Raw genomic sequence first — 17,680 nt, 5'->3', positions numbered from 1 at the left:
CCTTACCAGTCCGCAAACATGCGGCCCGGATTGAAAATACCGGCCGGGTCAAACTGTTTCTTGAGGTCGCGGTGGATGCGGTCCAGCGGGGCTTTGAGCGGCGAGAACACCGGCACGGTCTTGTTGGCCGAGCGAAACAGCGTGGCATGGCCGCAAGCCGCCAGCGCGGCATCGCGGATGGCCTGGACGTCCCCGGCAGGGTGTCCCCCCGATCGTTTCACCCAGCGCTGTGCGCCGCCCCACTCCAGCAGCGTGGCGCCCAAGGGAAGTGGCGCGGCCGTGTCGGGCACGCTGAGCCGCCACAGGGATTCGCCATCCTGCAGTTCGAAGAAAGGCAGCGTCTGTTCACGCAAGGCCGCCCACAGCTTGAGCGATGGTTCGTCCACCAGGTCGCCGCCCATGGTTTTTTGCGCGGCAGCAACCGCCGCCTTGGCGCCGCGCAGGCGGACCCACAATTGGCCGCCGTGCCAGCAGGAGGCGTTGACCGGCAGAGGCAGCCCGCCCCAGCGGTTGAGCTGGCGCAAGGACGCCGCTTCATCCATGTCAAACACCAGCGTGGCCTCCTGCGGCGCGACGGGCAGCACCTTGAGCGAGACCTCCAGCAGCACGCCGAGCGTGCCGAGCGAGCCCGCCATCAAACGCGACACATCGTAGCCGGCCACATTCTTCATCACCTGGCCGCCAAAGATCAGCCGCTCGCCCTTGCCGTTGAGCAGGACCACGCCCAGCATGTAGTCACGCACCGCCCCCACGCTGCTGCGCGCCGGGCCGTTAAGGCCGCAGGCAACCATGCCGCCGACGGTGGCCCGCGCACCGGCGCCGCCGAAATGCGGCGGCTCAAACGGCAGGCACTGGCCTTGTGCCGCGAGCAGCGCTTCCAGCTCGGCCAGCGGGGTGCCGGCACGCACCGTGACCACCAGCTCGCTGGGCTCGTAGCTGACCACGCCCGTCAACACGGTCATATCGAGGACCTCGCCCTGGAGGGCCTGCCCGTAAAAGTCCTTGCTGCCGCCCCCGCGGATGCGCAAGGGCGTACCGCTGGCGGCGGCGTCCCGCACCCGCGCCGCCAGGGACGCTGTTACCTCGGTATCTGCAATATCTGAAGCCATGGGGCAATGGTAAGCGGCTCCAGCGCAGGGGGTTTTGATTTTTTTGAACGGGCTGTGTTCGATTTTTTCCTGCGGGCCGGCGCCACCCCAACCGCAGAACCCGCCCTTCAGTCCCTGAAGAAGTTCACCGGCAGGCCGGGAACGTCGACCCGCATCGAGAACACGCAGCCCGAGTCCGGCCAGGTTTGCAGCTCCTCGTCCGGGCGCTTGTAGCGGGCCGTCGTGAGGTACAGGGTGCGCAGGTCGGCACCGCCAAAGCACGGCATGGTGGGGCAGCGCGCCGGCACGGCGATGTCGGCCAGCAGTTCGCCGGCCGGTGACAGCTTGAGAAGCCGGCCGCCTTCGAACATGGCCACGTAGTAGTTGCCCTCCACATCGACAGCGGCACCGTCCGGCCGGCCGCCGTAGCCGGGCATGCCGGGCTGCCAGCCCTCCGGTTTTCCCGGCCATTGCCGGAACACGCGGCCCCGGCTCATGACATTGCTCTGGCCGTCCCAGTCCCAGGCGCGTATGGTGTGGCTGGGCGTGTCGGTCCAATAGACGGTGGCAGCGTCGGGCGACCAGGCCAGCCCGTTGGCAATGATGGCATCGCCTGCTTTGAGTTCCACCAGGGGTGCGCGGCCCTCGCGGCAATCCACGGAAAAAAGTTGTGCCTGCCTGGCGTCGCGGGGCTCGTACATGGTGCCAGCCCAGAAGCGGCCCACGGGGTCAGCCTTGCCATCGTTGAAGCGGGTGGTGGCGGTGTCGTGCCCGGCCCGCACCAGTTGCTCCAATTCCCCTCCCCACTGCCGGGCGCGATAAATGCCGTCACGCAACGCGATAACGAGCCCGCTGGCCCGGCCACCTGTGCGGGCTGGTGCAATGCTGCCCGGCTCGGTCGGCATGGCCCAGCTTTGCACCGGGCCATTCGACACATCCCCCACCTTGCAGCGGTGAATCTGCCGCCCCGGAATGTCCACCCAGTAAAGGCTTTGCTCCTCCGGGTGCCAGAACGGGGACTCCCCCAGTTCGCTGAGCGGTGCAACAAGGGTTTGCCAGGTCATGATTTCCTTCTCTTGGTCAATGTCATCGGTGTCATCTGTGAGTACTGCCCCAACGCCTCGCTTCCCGGAAGGGGGCGATGCGCAGGAGCGCTCAATGAACGCAGGCGCCCGGAGAAACGTCGTCGTCGGCAGCTGCGGACATCAGGGGCATCAGTTTGGGTGCCAGCACTTTCAGCAACTGCACCGGCAGGCCGCTGGTGAAATCATAGGCGGCGGCCTGGGCCCCTGGCACGTAGGCAATGATGGTGCCAAAAAAACGTTCATCGACGTTGAACACGAAGGTCGCTGATCGATTGACCACGCGCGACGTGATCAACCGCCCACCGCCTCCGTAGACATCAAAGCGCTGATCGCCGGTGCCGGTTTTTCCGCCCACCGGCATGATACTGCCGTCCGCCCGCACAAAGGCCCGCTTCACACGTTGTGCGGTGCCATTTTCCACCACCAGCCGCAGGGCCCCGCGCACCGCTTGCGCCACTTCCGGCGCCAGCACCCGCTCGGGCGAGCCTGGCTTGTATTGGAGAACGCTCTCATAGGGCGTGGCGGCGGCGAAATGCAGCGACTGGATCCGCATGGCCGGTTTGCGCAGGCCATCGTTGACAAGAATCCCCATCAATTCGGCCAGCGCCGCGGGACGGTCCGCCGATGCGCCGATGGCGGTTGCATAGGACGGCACCAGCGTGTCGAACGGATACCCTGTGAGCGCCCATTGACGGTGGATTTCCACAAAGCCTTCGCCTTCGAGCAGACCCAGGATCCGCTTGTCCTGCGCCTGCTTGCGACGGGATGAAAAAAGCCATGAATACACCGCCTGCCGCTCGGCATGGCTGTCCTGCATCACCTGCGACTGGCTGGCGCCCGGATGGCCGCGCAGGTAGCCGACCAGCCACAACTCCAGCGGGTGCACGCCGGCCACGTAGCCCCGATCGGCCAGGGACATCTGCCCGGGCGCAAATTGCTGATAGAGCTTGATCAGCCGGTCGTCGGCCGGGTCGATGGCGGGGGTTCGATGCCGCTTCACGAAGGCGATGAACTGATCCATCGACGCATCGGGTGCAATGGTGCGGAAGATGGCGGCCAGCCGCGATGGGGTCGGTCGCACACCACCCACCAGCAGGTCTTCTGCCTCCTGCGCGGTTTTGCGGCGGTATTTGACCAGGAAGCGACGCATGAAGACCTGCCCCTCCTGGTCGGCAAAACGCGCCAGGTACACAGCGCGGCGCGGATCGTCGACATCCTGCAGCAGCCTGGCCGAGGAACCGGGCGTCAGGAACATGTAGTGATGCACGATGTCACGCATCAGCCGGATGAACACCAGGTTGACCGAGTTGCGCAGGCCATCGCGAACCGACATCACCTTGCCGTTGTCTTCAGGCTTGAAGTTCTCAAAGTAGTGCAGTCCCCCGCCGGTAAAAAAGCCTTCTCCCGTGCTGGCCGAGTACCGACGTTCCAGTGCGGCCTCCAGCATGGGAGCCAGGCGCTTGTCTTTCGCAGTCAGAAAATAATCGACCGCCCAGCGCGTCAGGATGTCCTTCTTGTCAACCTCCAGTGCGCGCAGCTGCGTGCTGTCCAGCATGGCCAGGCGCTGGTGCAGCCTGGCCATGATGTCGAGATAGGTCACCAGCGTGCGCAGCTTGGCGGTAGAGCCCAGGTCGAGCTTGGTGCCTTCGTTGATGTTGAGCGGCTGGTCGAAATTGTCGGTCTGCACCCGCAGGTAATTGACATCGCGTCCCCGCTCGTACAGCGTGAAGCTGTACACCACCTTGGCTGGATCGCCGCGGTCCAGCAACTGCTTGCCCTGGAGTCCGGCCGCCTTGGCGCTGGCCGGGTCGCGCAACTCCCGCAGCACGCGGGTCACCGCCCGCTGCACCGGCGCATCGAGCGTGCTGGCCACGCCGAGATCGAGGCGATCCAGGTCGTACAGACGGCTGCCGCCGAGCAGGCCGGCAAGATGCGTGCGCACCGTGTTAGCCGCCTTCTGCGCGACAAAGGAAGCAACTTCGGCGGGCACCTTGTCGGCGCGCCGGTTCAGGCTCGCCCGAAGCGCCGCATCGCGCAGTGCGGGCGGAATCACGCCGGCACCGCCCAACACGCGCAGATGGCTGTCGGTGAGCTGTTCCAGCTCGGTTTCGCTGGTCTCGAAGTAATGGGAGGGACGACGCTGCGCAATCATCAGGCTGAGCGCCTGCCTGTAAAGCTGGCCCGGCTCACTGAGGTCTCCGCCGTTCTCATCGACGTCTTTCAGCAGGCGATTGACGTCGTCGAATTCACGCCCGTACCAGACCCACAAACCATCGCCCAGGCCATGCACTTCGCCAAAGCCTGCCTTGGCCGACAGCGGCATGGTGTTGATGTAGCTCAGCACGATCTGGCGCCGTGCCGCGCGGGTGTCCTCCCCCTGCTGATAGGCGCGCAGCGAGGCCGACACCATCTGCTGCAGTTTTTCACGGGCCGATGAGGTGCGCCCCTCGGAAGAATGGCGGTATTTTTCGATCTGGGTGGCCAGCGTGCTGCCGCCGGGCGAGCGGCCATTACCGGTGATGGTGGTCAGGGCGTTGTTCAGCACCGCATTGGCCAGCCGGTCCCACTCCACGGCCGGGTTGCGCTTCGGATTATCTGGGTCAAGCAGCTCACGGTTCTCGATGAACAGCAGGCTCTGCACCAGAACGGGCGCAATATCGTCAAAACTTTTGTAAACCCGTTGCGGATAGCGCTCCTGAAACAGGCTGTCGTTGTGGCAATCGAAGATGCTCAGACCGCTCTGCGTCTTTTCAGGGTAGGGGGCAAAGTAACCGGCGTCCACGAGGCGCACCATGCCCTCCGACAAGCGCGCCTGCTGCGTGATCTCGAAGCCCCGTCCCGTCAGCTTGCCCAGAAATGCCGGCAATTCGGTGTAGCCGAGGCGGTCATCATATGGCCCGCTGCGGGGAAATCGGATGGACGGGCTGGGACCCTCGCCGAGGGCGTAACTGGCCTTGCTGGCCAGGTGGGCAAAAAAACGCGCCTGGTAACTGGAGGTGCTCAGTTCCCGGTCCACCACCAGCCCCAGCACGACAAGCGCCATCAGCAGGGAAAACGCCCAAGCGGTCCCAAACCAGCGAAAAAATGACAGCCATTTTTCCGGCACGCGCGTCATCCTGAATCCCTCCGGTGATGGTTCCGTACTGGCAATACCGTGCGACACCTTGCTGAATGAACAAACAGGCTACCCGAATCAGCAATAAATGTACAAAATTGCACGCACTGGCGATACCTACTGTTGCATCATCCCCGCGAAATGGGTTGTTGTATATCACTGGCGGTGCAGGAGAGGCACAGCCCTGCGGCGTCAGCCGGGCGCCGAAGCGCCGGCCGTGCCGATTCGGCACCCAATCTTGCAAAGCCGCACAGGCACAAAAAAAGCCCACCGGCTTGGCACCGGCGGGCTGAACATCCAAAGGAGACTCTCGTTGATCAAGGGACTGCCCTCAGGGCAGTCCCGGCATTCCTATTCCTCTTAGCGGTTGTAGGCCGTTTCACCGTGTGCGGTGATGTCCAGACCTTCGCGCTCGTCTTCTTCGCTCACACGCAGGCCGATCGTCAGGTCAACAATCTTGTAGGCGATGAAGGAAACCACGCCAGACCAGACGATGGTGATCAGCACGGCCTTGGCCTGGATCCACAGTTGCGACACGACCGAGAAATCGGCAGCGGTCACCATGGTGGCCGTCGTCCAGTCGGCCACATAGCCGGGGCCGCCCAGGCTCGGGGAATTGAACACGCCGGTGAGCAAGGCGCCCAGAATACCGCCGATGCCGTGCACGCCGAACACGTCGAGCGAGTCGTCGGCACCCAGCAGTTTCTTCAGGCCATTCACGCCCCAGAGGCAGGCAAAGCCAGCCGCCAGACCGATCACCAGACCACCACCGATACCCACATTGCCGGCTGCTGGCGTGATCGCCACCAGACCCGCAACCGCACCGGATGCAGCACCCAGCATCGAAGCCTTGCCACGCATCAGCGATTCACCGACACACCAGGCCAGCACAGCGGCGGCGGTGGCACCGAGGGTGTTGATGAATGCCAGGGCGGCAAAACCATTGGCTTCCAGCGCCGAGCCGGCGTTGAAACCAAACCAGCCGACCCACAGCAAGGCGGATCCGACCATGGTCAGCGTGAGGCTGTGAGGCGCCATCGATTCCTTGCCGTAGCCGATACGCTTGCCAATCACAAAGGCACCCACCAGGCCGGCGACAGCCGCGTTGATGTGCACGACGGTACCGCCGGCAAAGTCCAGCGCGCCCATTTGCCAGATGTATCCGGCCTTGCCGGTCATCGCGTCAACCACTTCCTTGCCCGTGTAGGCATCAGGCCCCATCCAGAACCACACCATGTGCGCAATCGGCGCGTAGCTGAAGGTGAACCAGATGGCCATGAAGAGCAGCACGGCCGAGAACTTGATGCGTTCGGCAAAGGCGCCAACGATCAGGGTGCAGGTGATGCCGGCGAACGTTGCCTGGAAGGCGGCAAACACGATTTCAGGAATCACGACGCCCTTGCTGAAGGTCGCGGCGTTGGCGAAAGTGCCGGCCGCGTTGTCCCAGACTCCTTTCATGAACAGCCGGTCAAAGCCGCCAAAGAATGCGTTGCCCTCCGTGAATGCCAGGCTGTAGCCATAGATGAACCACAGCACCACAATCATGGAGAACGTCACCATGACCTGCATCAGGACCGATAGCATGTTCTTGCTGCGGACCAGGCCGCCATAGAACAGGGCCAGACCCGGCACGGTCATCATGATCACCAGCAGGGTGGAAACCATCATCCAGGCGGTGTCTCCCTTGTTGGGGACGGGGGCCGGAGCTGCTGCGGCGGAAGCCGCGGGCGCTGCAGCTGCGGCCGCCGGGGCTGCTGCGGCGGCCGGTGCCGCTGGTGCAGCTGCCTCAGCCGGCTTGGCTTCGGCGGCGGACGCGGCAGGCGCTGCAGCGGGCGCCTGCGCCATGACGGCTGCGCCAGTTCCCAGCAGACTCAATCCCAATACAAGGGAAGCAAGAAATTTTTTCATGTCGATGTTCTCTTTTTTCTAGGGTTGAACCGCGCGTCAGAGCGCTTCCTTGCCGGTTTCACCGGTGCGGATGCGCACAACCTGCTCGAGGTTATAGACAAAGACCTTGCCGTCGCCGATCTTGCCGGTGCGGGCAGCACCCTCAACCGCCTCAATCACGCGATCCACCAGATCGTCAGACACTGCCGCTTCAATTTTGACCTTGGGCAGAAAGTCGACCACATACTCTGCACCGCGGTACAGTTCAGTGTGGCCTTTTTGACGGCCGAAGCCTTTGACTTCAGTCACCGTGATGCCTTGCACGCCAATGCCGGAGAGTGCTTCACGCACCTCATCCAGCTTGAACGGTTTGATGATGGCCGTTACGAGTTTCATTTCAGGTTCCTCCAGGATGAATAGGGAAGCGGCCCATGCAGAGCGCCGCTTCTGCCGCTTTACAGGGTTTTGGTCAGCGTCACAACCAGGGTGCCCTTGTTGATGGACTTGCCGCTGGTGTCAACTGACGCGGGATACAGATAGCTGTTTTTCTTGTTGCCACCGACCACAGCACCGGCAAGGGCAAGACCGCTACCCAGGTCGTAGCTGGCGCCAACGCTGTAGTCCATGTAGTCAGGCAGGCCGGCGGAGTTCGCGGCGCTCTTCAGGTCGGTGAAGCCGAGGGAGGCCTTGAAGGTCACCTTGGGCATCACTTCCTGGGCGAACGCCAGGTTCAGGTAGCCGGTACCACGGCCTTCACCCACCAGGTATTCCTTGCCGAGGCCAAAGTAACCTTTGGAGACGGTGTGGAAGTACTTGGCGCTGACCGGACCGTAAGCGGCTCCGAGGTAGACCTCGGTCGTGTTGGCGCCGCTGGCGCCCGGGTAGTAGTAAGTCAGGGCACCGACATCCAGATCGACAGCGCCGGCCTTGAACTTGTAACCGCCGTACACGTCGATCTCGATCTTGCTGTCATCGCCGGAAGGCAGGTATTTGGTCCAGTTGATGGTGGAGTTCCAGTTACCCACGTAAAAACCGTTGCTGAACGCATAATCGACACCGCCTTGCAGGGCTGGCTTGAAACTCCGGGTCTTGGAGTAATCCTGGTCCTGTCCGCGGAACTTGTAGTTGCTGGTCAGGGAGATGTTGAACGACAACGGAGATGGCTCTGCGGCAGGGGCAGGCGTCTGGGCAAAGACTGCGCCGGACACAAGCAGAGATGCGGCAAGTGCGGCCTGGACGGGGATGAGTTTCATGAAAAGCTCCGAAGGTTGTTGAAGTTGGCCTGATTATTCGTAGCACGTTACGTGCCAAACCCCCGCTAATACTGTGGGTACACGTCTACCATCTCGCGCACTGTCGCGTTACATCAAGAACAAGAAACATGAATATTGCACCAAGTTGGCGCAAATATGCGCACAACTTTGAAGCATTTAAGAGGGAGTTGCAAAAATGAGCTTGTCTTTAGTGCACAGCCGTGCCCTGCTGGGACTGGAAGCACGTCCGGTGTGCGTCGAAGTGCACCTGGCAAACGGCTTGCCCAGCTTCACCCTGGTGGGGCTGGCAGAAACCGAGGTGAAGGAAGCACGCGAGCGGGTGCGCTCGGCCATTCAGAACACCGGGCTGGAGTTTCCGGCCAACAAGAGGATCACGGTGAATCTGGCACCTGCGGACCTGCCCAAGGACTCCGGCCGCTTCGATTTGCCGATTGCCCTGGGCATTCTGGCCGCCAGCGGCCAGCTGGACGCCCGCAAGCTGGCGGGCTACGAGTTCGCGGGGGAATTGTCTTTGGGCGGCGACCTGCGGCCTGTAAGAGGCGCACTGGCCATGAGCCTGGCATTGGCGCACCTCGCAAACGATGGCGCCATGCCCCGCGACAAGCCCGGCATGCCGGCCAGGCAACCCAAATTGGTGCTGCCCGAAGGCAGTGCCCAGGAGGCAGCGCTGGTTCCCGACGCCGAAATTTACCGGGCGCACCATTTGCTGGACGTGGTCAGGCAATTTCTGCCGGGCGACACGCCGCCAGAGGTGCTGGACGGCTGGACCCGGATCGCGCCCATCCCGCGCCGGGAGCAGGCAGATTACCCGGATCTCGCCGACGTCAAGGGCCAGGCCGCTGCCCGGCGGGCGCTCGAAATCGCGGCAGCCGGCGGGCACAGCGTGCTGATGATGGGTGCACCAGGCTCCGGCAAGTCCATGCTGGCACAGCGCTTTGCCGGCCTGCTGCCCGCCATGACGACCGAGGAGGCGCTGGAAAGCGCCGCGGTCGCCTCGCTGGGTGGCCGCTTCGCGCTGGAAAACTGGGCCGTGCGGCCCACCTGCGCACCCCACCACACAGCCAGCGCCGTGGCCTTGGTGGGCGGCGGCTCGCCGCCCCGGCCGGGCGAGATCTCGCTGGCCCACCGGGGCGTCCTGTTTCTCGACGAGCTGCCCGAGTTCCCGCGCGCCGCGCTGGAAGCGCTGCGCGAGCCGCTGGAGTCCGGCACCATCACGATTTCCCGGGCGGCGCAGCGCGCCGAATTTCCGGCGCGCTTTCAGCTGGTCGCCGCCATGAACCCCTGCCCCTGCGGCTACCTGGGCTCCAGCCTGCGCGCCTGCCGCTGCTCGCCCGACCAGGTGTCGCGTTACCAGGGCAAACTCAGCGGCCCCCTGCTGGACCGGATTGACCTGCATGTAGAGGTCGGTGCGCTGGCCGCCGATGAGTTGGTGAACACGCCGCCCGGCGAGGCCAGTGCGTCCATCCGGGGCCGGGTAGTCCAGGCCCGCGAGCGCGCCATCGCCCGGCAGGGCAGCACCAACCAGGCCCTGGAAGGCCAGGCGATTGATGCGCAATGCCAGCTCGATGACGCAGCGGCGAAATTTCTGAACACCGCGGCCACGCGGCTGGGCTGGTCAGGCCGCAGCATTCACCGGTGCCTGAAGGTGGCAAGAACGATTGCGGACCTGGCGGGTGCGGCCACGGTGCAGGTCACGCATGTAGCCGAGGCGGTGCAGTACCGCCGTGCACTCAAGGCCGCTCACTGAACCTGGCGCGCCGGGCGCGGCCGGGTCTGCGCGCGCAACGCCAGCAGACGACTGGCCGGGTGGCGCCGGGGCGTCATTCACCAGTGCCAGGACCCGCAGCCTCCGCTGAGGCTGCAGGTGCATGATGGCTCCGCCCCCGGAGTGCCGTGGCAAACGACGCACCGGGCTTTCCCGTCCAACCCGTTGCAACAAGGCGCTCGCTGCGCGCTGCTTCCAGGACGGCCGGCAGGTCCGCTTCCAGCAGGTGGAGGGGGCTTCGGCCGTTCAACCAGACGCAAGGCTGGACAAACCAGACGGCAAGCGCCCAGCCGTCAAACACGCCCTCCAGTTCGGCGCGCACCATCCGGGGCGCCTGCCTGATCGACAGGTCGCGAAAGTCAAACTGAAACATCGGAACCCAGAAGTTGCCCTGCCATTCAAAACCAAAAATATTGCCCGAGATGATCAGCTTTGCCAGGCTCACAGCATCTCCGCGCTGGCGCTTCTCCAGCCAGCCGGCGAGATCGCTCTCGCGCACCGCGCCACCCGTGGCCTGACACCCTGCACGCACCGCTGCGAAATCGCGATCGCCAGCGAGACCGGCTTTTTTTTCATCCGGCGCCGGCGTCACCGGCTCAATCGATGTTCCCATGGTTCAGCGATTCAGTGATTTCAGTGCGTGGTGCGGGAGCGGATCACCCGGAACAGGCTGCGGCTCAGAGAAGCGGTCGGGCCGCTGAACCGGTCAGAATGGCCAGCTCCCGTTCCAGCTGGCCGCATCGATCGCGTTCCAGCATCAGCGCCGTGTGCAACTGCTCCAGTGCCTCCACACATTCCAGCACAACGGCCTGGACCCGACCTGCTGCGTCCTGCGGCTGCGGCTCGGCGATGACGGCAAGGCGCTCGCCTACCGTTTGCCTCAGCCTGGATTCGACCGCGCGGAACATGGCGTCCCAGTCGCCGTTCGCAATCTCGCACAACCGTCCGGGCAGCGATGCGCTTGCTGCAGGCACGGGAACAGCGTCGCCGGTGTCAGTATCGGCGGCTTTGCGCCTGGCACGGGAAAAGGAGATGTTGGTCGGGATGGCAAGCCCGGCGTAGCGACTCCTTGAGTCTGGCCAGAGACCTCCGAAAATCGGCATGGCCGACGCCAGGTTCGCGGCTCCGGGCATCCAATCTGGCCAATCAGGTTTTGTTCGAATCATGACACGCCTCGTACTGAGTTAGGTTGATTTCATCATGCCGCAGCAGCGGCCAGGTGCCTCGACCAGTACAGGGCTGGAGATACCGCACTGATTCCTTATAGCAAGTCGCGGGCAGTGCGTCGGTGCACTACCGAACAGAACAGGCCAGCCCGGGTGCTCAACCCTGCAATCACAACGACCGCCCTGTCAGGGAGCCGCCGAGCGGCCCTGAACCAGAGGCATGAAGGCCCTACGCCCTATGGCGCGACGGGGGATGGGCCGTCCAGCAGTTCGGCATAGGACTGCCGCCCAGCGGCATAACAGCCACAGGCCGCGGCTTCGAGCCCGCTGCGGTCCAGCACCCTGAAGTCGCCGCGGTGGTATTCGATGAGGCCGCTGCGCTGCAAAGCACCGGCAGCCGCCGTGACGCCGACGCGGCGCACACCGAGCATGTAGGCGAGAAAGGCTTGCGTGACATGAAAGCTGTCGGAGTGGGCACGGTCCTGGGTCATCAGCAGCCAGCGCGCCAGGCGCGGGCCGATCAGGTGAAAGCGCAGGCACGCAGCCGATGCGGCCTGCTGGGCCATGAGCACATAGAGGTAGCGATTGAGGCCGCGCTGCAGCGCCGCACTGGCTGCGAGCTCTTTGCGGAAGGCGCCGGTGTCTACGCGCCAGGCCGCACCCGGGCCCTGCACCAGCGCATGCAATGGCGAGGTGACCACGCCCAGGGCCACCTGCGCCCCCAGCATGCCCTCACGGCCCACCATGCCCACTTCCACGCCGGGGCTGCCGTCAAGCAGCGCCACCAGTGAAATAAAGCCCTCGGTGGGGAAATAGACATGGCGCGTAGGCGTGCCGGGCTCGCACAACACTTCCGACAGCGCCAGCTGGACGGGTTCGCAAATGGCCAGCAGGCGCACCCGGTCCTTGCGGGGAAGCCGCTCTATCAGATGGTTCTGGACGGTGGCCAAAATGGCTCTCCGGTGTGCTGCTGGCCCTATCAGATGCCGGGGGCGAACATGGCGCGCTGCTGCGAGATGCAGTGTAGGTCGATGTCCCGAGTATGCGCCAAGCACCGCCGCGCCACTGTATCCCAGCGCACATACGGCGCGATGCCAGGGCGGGGCCACGGCCACAGCGCCAGGCGGCAGGAACCGGGCCGAAAGCCGGCACCCGCCTCAGACCTCAGACCTCAAGCCGTCAAGCCGCCAGCCGCTGGGGAAGCAGGCGGTCGTACTCCTTCTTGACCACCGCATAACACTCGCAGGTGCGCTGCTCCAGCCCCTGGCGGTCCAGCACGGAGATGCGGCCGCGCGCATAGCTGATCAGCCCGGCCTTTTGCAGCTTGAGCGCGCCCTCCGTCACGCCTTCGCGGCGCACGCCGAGCATGTTGGCGATCAACTCCTGCGTCATCACCAACTCGTTGCCCTGCAGGCGGTCCAGGCTCAGCAGCAGCCAGCGGCACAGCTGCTGGTCCAGCGAATGGTGGCGGTTGCACACCGCGGTTTGCGCCATCTGCGTGATCAGCGCCTGGGTGTAGCGCAGCATCAGGTGCAGCACCGGCGTTTTTTTAAACTCGTCTTTCATCAACTGCGCCTTCAGCCGAAAACCCTGGCCAGCGCTTTGCACCACCGCACGGCTGGGCGTGGACTCGCCGCCCATGAACAGCGAAATGCCGACGACGCCCTCGTTGCCCACGACGGCAATCTCGGCCGAGGCGCCGTTTTCCATCACATACAGCAAGGAGACGATGGCTGTCGTTGGAAAATACACGTGGCTCAATGTGCCACCCGACTCGTACAGCACCTGGCCCAGCGGCATATCGACGAATTCCAGTTGTGGCAGCCAGCGCTGCCACTCGGCATCTGGCAGCGCGGCGAGCAGCTGGTTTTTTTGGGGATCGGGGGAAATAGCCATCACGAAACTCCGGGGCGGGGTCTGACTTCGAAAACCACCTCTGGCAGAGGCTTTTTTTGCAACCTTGGACTATATGCAGCCAGACCCCCTTCTGTATGTTCGATAGCGCACAAACCAACCCCATTCGACTCTATATGTTCGCTATCAAACATACAAGAGGCTGAGGCCAGGCAGCCAGCAAAAGCGCTTTCCGCCCGGATTCGCGCGCACCACACCGCAACGATATCGTTTTCTTCTTCAGTTGCGCCTGGATCAATCCTGGCATCACCCGACAAAAATCAAGCTATTTTTGAGGGTAGTACTGCTGAAAATTGACCTTGTCAATAGTCAGTCAGCCAGCCTGGCCGGACTGATGCGCTTGATGTCGGATACCGTCCAGCGGACACACAAAAAAGCGCCAGGCGAAAGCTGGTGGCAGCTTTCGCCTGGCGCCGGGGATGGCTTGCAGGTCTGTCAGATGGCCAGGATTGCCACCGATTTCGCTGTCATGCCCTGTCCAGGAGCCTGTCGGGCTTGATCAACGCCCCTGGTATTCCGGTGCAGGTGCAGGCTGTGCGGCCACAGGCGCCGGTGGCGGCTTGGGGCCGTAGGTTGCACCATCGCTGGTGCGCAGGACGGCGCCGTCCACGGTCACGCGGCTGCCCACTGCGGGCGCGCGCGCCACTTCCACGGTGCGGCGCGAACCGTCTTCCATGCGCACACCCACCTGGTAAACCGTTTCCTTGCGAATCTGCCCTTCGATCGCGTTGCCGGCAAAACCGCCGCCGACCGCGCCCAGGATGGTGGCGGCGGTGCGGCCGCCGCCATGGCCCACCTGGTTGCCCAGCACCGCACCCAGCACCCCGCCAGCCACAGCGCCCACGCCGGGGCCGGCTGGTTTGGCGGAACGCTCCACCGGCGTGACCGATTCAACGGAACCACACACGGCGCACACCGTCGGTGCCGCCGCCATGGCCGGGGCCGGTACGGCAGAGGGCGCGGGTGAAACGCCCGAGTAGCTCGGCGCCTGTGTCGGCACAGGCCTGGGTTGGGGTTTGACCACTTTTTTGGCCGGCGCGGGCGCGGCGGCGGGCTTGGCCGGGGTGGCCACCGGCTTTTCAATCAGGTCGTCGACTGCGTTGGCAGAAGGCGCCGGCCCGGCCAGCTGCGGTGCCGCCGGGGCCTGGGGCATCGTTACAGCCGCCACGCTGGCAGCCGGGGGCTGGGCACGCTGGTTGTACAGCATGGTGGCGCCCATGGCCAGCACCGCCACACCGAGTATGCCGATCGCCGCCCACAGGGGCTTGCTGCCAGACGAGGCAGCTTGCTGGCCCGGCTGGAGGTTGTCGACGGAGGTGTTCATGGGGTATCCCTTCTTTTGTTAAAAAGTCCCGGGACGGCACCAAGCTGCATGAATGCAGGCTGGCGCCCTTCGCCGTTCACTCATGAACGTCCGAGACAGCCTAAAGGTACACAGACCGCGCCAACGACACGTGTTTTTTTGTAAGTACAGGCAATGCGGCGGTAAACACACGGTAAACAGAAGGGTAGGAGCGCAGCCGGGAGCCGGCCTGCCGGCCCTGCTACCTCACAAATTGGGCGCCAGCAAGCGTTGCAACTCTTCCGCTTTTGCACCGCGCCGCCGGGCCAGATCCTGCAGCTGGTCGTCGCCGATCTTGCCCACGTTGAAATACGTGCTCTCGGGATGGCTCAGGTAAAAACCGCTGACACTGGCCGCCGGCGTCATGGCCAGGCTTTCGGTCAGGGCCATCCCGATCTCGTCGGCCTTCAGCAGCGCAAACATGTCTTTCTTCACGCTGTGGTCCGGGCAGGCCGGGTAGCCGGGCGCGGGGCGTATGCCCTGGTATTTCTCTGCAATCAGCTCTTCGGTGGTGAGCGACTCGCCAGCGGCGTAGCCCCAGAGGTCCTTGCGCACGCGCAGGTGCATGGCCTCGGCAAAGGCTTCGGCCAGCCGGTCGGCCAACGCCTTGAGCATGATGGACGAGTAGTCGTCGTTGTCGTCAAGAAAGTACTTTTCTTTCTTCTCGGCGCCAATGCCAGCGGTGACTGCGAACAAACCGATGTAATCCGGCAGCATGAACGTGTTGTGGCCTTCCTGGCCGGCGTGGCCGGCGCGCACGGCCCTGGCTTCGGCGGGAAGCACCTTGGGCGCCACAAAGTCCGAGAGGCAGCGGCTGGGGCGCATGTGGTTCTTTCCGTCGTCGCCAGGTACCGCCGTCTTCTCGGCTTGCTGGCGCAGGCCATACCAGGTCATGGCCACCTCGCTGCGGGTCTCGTCGGTGTAGATCTCGATGTCGTCGCCCACGCTGTTGGCAGGGTACAGGCCGATCACCCCGCTGGCGGTGAGCCAGCGGCCTTCGATCAGGCGCTTGAGCAGGCGCTGTGCGTCGGCATACACACGCACGGCCTCGGTGCCCACCACCTCGTCTTTCAGGATGGCCGGGAACGGGCCCGCCAGGTCCCAGGTCTGGAAAAACGGGCCCCAGTCGATGTGCCGGGCCAGCTCGGCCAGGTCGAAGTTTTTAAACACGCGGCGGCCGATAAATTTGGGCACGGGCGGCGTGTAGCTTGTCCAGTCGAGGGGCGTTTTGTTGGCACGCGCCTTGGCCAGCGGCCACATCGGCACCTGCTTCTTGTTGGCGTGCTGGGTGCGCACCTTCTCGTAGTCCGCCTTCAGCTCATCAATGTATCTGGCGGCTTGGTCGGACAGCAGGCTCTGCGCCACGCTCACGCTGCGCGAGGCATCGGGCACATAGACCACCGGGCCCTCGTAATGGGGGGAAATCTTCACCGCCGTGTGCACCCGGCTGGTGGTGGCGCCGCCAATCAGCAGCGGGATTTTCTTGATGCGGAAATGCTCGTCCTTCTGCATCTCGCTTGCTACGTACTGCATCTCTTCCAGGCTCGGCGTGATCAGGCCCGACAGGCCGACGATGTCGGCGCCTTCGACCTTGGCGCGCGCCAGGATTTCGTGGCAGGGCACCATCACGCCCATGTTGACCACCTCAAAATTGTTGCACTGAAGAACGACGGTCACGATGTTCTTGCCAATGTCGTGCACATCGCCCTTGACGGTGGCAATGATGATCTTGCCCTTGGTCTTGACGTCGCCGCCCGCGGCTTCGAGCAGCAGCTTTTCGGCCTCGATGTAGGGCAGCAGGTGCGCCACGGCCTGCTTCATCACGCGGGCGCTTTTGACCACCTGCGGCAAAAACATCTTGCCCTGGCCAAACAGGTCGCCCACCACGTTCATGCCGTCCATCAACGGGCCTTCGATCACATGCAGCGGCCGGCCGCCTTCGGCCTTGATGGCCTGCCACATTTCCTCGGTGTCTTCGGTGATGAATTCGTTCATGCCCAGCACCAGCGCGTGCGACAGACGCTCGCGCACCGGCAGCGCTCGCCACTCGTTTTTCTTGCTGTCGTCCCTGGCACCGCTTTTGGCGCTTTCGGCCACTTCAATCAGGCGCTCGCTGGGTGTGAGTTCAGGCTCACCCGGCTTGTAGACCGGCTGGCGATTGAGCACCACGTCTTCGACGCGCTCGCGCAGCGTCGGCTCCAGGTCGTCATACACGCCCACCATGCCGGCGTTGACGATGCCCATGTCCATGCCGGCCTGGATCGCGTGGTACAGGAATACCGTGTGAATCGCTTCGCGCACCGGGTCGTTACCACGGAAGCTGAAACTCACGTTGGACACACCACCCGACACCTTGGCACCCGGCAGGTTGGCCTTGATCCAGCGTGTGGCGTTGATGAAATCGACCGCGTAGTTGTTGTGTTCTTCAATGCCGGTGGCAATGGCAAAGATGTTGGGGTCAAAGATGATGTCTTCGGGCGGAAAGCCGACCTCGTCGACCAGCACGCGGTAGGCCCGCTCGCAGATCTCGATCTTGCGCTGGTAGGTGTCGGCCTGGCCCTGCTCGTCAAAGGCCATCACCACGGCAGCCGCGCCATAGCGCTTGAGCAGCTTGGCCTGGTGCTTGAAGGGCTCGACCCCCTCCTTCATGGAAATCGAGTTGACGATGCCCTTGCCCTGGATGCAGCGCAGGCCGGCCTCGATCACGCTCCATTTGGAGCTGTCGATCATGATGGGCACGCGGGCAATGTCGGGTTCGCCGGCGATCAGGTTCAGAAAGCGCACCATGGCGGCTTGGCTGTCCAGCATGGCCTCATCCATGTTGATGTCGATGATTTGCGCGCCGTTCTCCACCTGCTGGCGCGCCACGGCCAGGGCCTGCTCGTACTCGCCGTTCAAAATCATGCGGGCAAAGGCCTTGGAACCGGTGACGTTGGTGCGCTCGCCGATGTTGACGAAGAGCGTGCCCTCCCCGATGGCCACCGGCTCCAGGCCGGACAGCTTCATGGGGGGAACAGCGATGGGATCTTGAATTTCGGACATGC

13 protein-coding genes are annotated in these 17,680 nt (G+C 63.9%); 1 reads left to right on the top strand and 12 read right to left on the bottom strand.

Annotated elements, in window-relative coordinates; genetic code table 11:
• Positions 1 to 2 precede the first annotated feature (2 nt).
• The 6 genes from glcE to BPRO_RS00910 all read right to left on the bottom strand — a co-directional run bounded on the left by glcE (position 3) and on the right by BPRO_RS00910 (position 8,428).
• Positions 3 to 1,109: a glycolate oxidase subunit GlcE gene (gene glcE, locus BPRO_RS00935; RefSeq protein WP_011481161.1), complete on the bottom strand. Its 1,107-nt coding sequence runs from the start codon at positions 1,107 to 1,109 to the stop codon at positions 3 to 5.
• A 107-nt stretch (positions 1,110 to 1,216) separates the two neighbouring features.
• On the bottom strand, positions 1,217 to 2,152 hold the full coding sequence (locus BPRO_RS00930) for an SMP-30/gluconolactonase/LRE family protein (protein WP_011481160.1): 936 nt from the start codon (positions 2,150 to 2,152) through the stop codon (positions 1,217 to 1,219).
• Positions 2,153 to 2,243: 91 nt separating this feature from the next.
• Positions 2,244 to 5,288 carry a transglycosylase domain-containing protein gene (locus BPRO_RS00925; RefSeq protein WP_011481159.1) on the bottom strand — a complete coding sequence of 1,015 codons (3,045 nt, stop codon included), beginning with the start codon at positions 5,286 to 5,288 and terminating at the stop codon, positions 2,244 to 2,246.
• A gap of 360 nt (positions 5,289 to 5,648) precedes the next feature.
• On the bottom strand, positions 5,649 to 7,196 hold the full coding sequence (locus tag BPRO_RS00920) for an ammonium transporter (protein WP_011481158.1): 1,548 nt from the start codon (positions 7,194 to 7,196) through the stop codon (positions 5,649 to 5,651).
• Positions 7,197 to 7,232: 36 nt separating this feature from the next.
• On the bottom strand, positions 7,233 to 7,571 hold the full coding sequence (glnK, locus tag BPRO_RS00915; protein ID WP_007873831.1) for a P-II family nitrogen regulator: 339 nt from the start codon (positions 7,569 to 7,571) through the stop codon (positions 7,233 to 7,235).
• 59 nt (positions 7,572 to 7,630) lie between these two features.
• A complete protein-coding gene (locus BPRO_RS00910) occupies positions 7,631 to 8,428 on the bottom strand; it encodes a TorF family putative porin (protein WP_011481157.1) in 798 nt (265 codons plus the stop codon).
• 196 nt (positions 8,429 to 8,624) lie between these two features.
• Between BPRO_RS00910 and BPRO_RS00905 the strand changes: the two genes are divergently transcribed.
• Positions 8,625 to 10,196, top strand: coding sequence for a YifB family Mg chelatase-like AAA ATPase (locus BPRO_RS00905; RefSeq protein WP_011481156.1), 1,572 nt, complete (start codon positions 8,625 to 8,627; stop codon positions 10,194 to 10,196).
• A 73-nt stretch (positions 10,197 to 10,269) separates the two neighbouring features.
• Here the strand turns inward: BPRO_RS00905 and BPRO_RS00900 are convergent, their stop codons facing one another.
• From BPRO_RS00900 to metH, 6 genes are all read right to left on the bottom strand, one after another.
• Positions 10,270 to 10,827: a hypothetical protein gene (locus BPRO_RS00900; RefSeq protein WP_011481155.1), complete on the bottom strand. Its 558-nt coding sequence runs from the start codon at positions 10,825 to 10,827 to the stop codon at positions 10,270 to 10,272.
• A 64-nt stretch (positions 10,828 to 10,891) separates the two neighbouring features.
• Complete coding sequence (locus tag BPRO_RS00895) at positions 10,892 to 11,317, bottom strand: hypothetical protein (protein WP_157045702.1); 426 nt, start codon at positions 11,315 to 11,317, stop codon at positions 10,892 to 10,894.
• Between the two features lie 299 nt (positions 11,318 to 11,616).
• On the bottom strand, positions 11,617 to 12,330 hold the full coding sequence (locus tag BPRO_RS00890; RefSeq protein WP_011481153.1) for a Crp/Fnr family transcriptional regulator: 714 nt from the start codon (positions 12,328 to 12,330) through the stop codon (positions 11,617 to 11,619).
• A gap of 229 nt (positions 12,331 to 12,559) precedes the next feature.
• Positions 12,560 to 13,276: a Crp/Fnr family transcriptional regulator gene (locus tag BPRO_RS00885; RefSeq protein WP_011481152.1), complete on the bottom strand. Its 717-nt coding sequence runs from the start codon at positions 13,274 to 13,276 to the stop codon at positions 12,560 to 12,562.
• A gap of 517 nt (positions 13,277 to 13,793) precedes the next feature.
• Complete coding sequence (locus BPRO_RS00880) at positions 13,794 to 14,618, bottom strand: glycine zipper 2TM domain-containing protein (protein WP_011481150.1); 825 nt, start codon at positions 14,616 to 14,618, stop codon at positions 13,794 to 13,796.
• A gap of 225 nt (positions 14,619 to 14,843) precedes the next feature.
• Positions 14,844 to 17,678 carry a methionine synthase gene (metH, locus tag BPRO_RS00875; RefSeq protein ID WP_011481149.1) on the bottom strand — a complete coding sequence of 945 codons (2,835 nt, stop codon included), beginning with the start codon at positions 17,676 to 17,678 and terminating at the stop codon, positions 14,844 to 14,846.
• Positions 17,679 to 17,680: the final 2 nt, after the last annotated feature.

This window comes from Polaromonas sp. JS666 (assembly GCF_000013865.1).
Lineage (GTDB): Bacteria > Pseudomonadota > Gammaproteobacteria > Burkholderiales > Burkholderiaceae_C > Polaromonas.
Note: the sequence above shows the minus strand (reverse complement) of the source record. Positions and strands in the feature narration are given on the sequence as shown.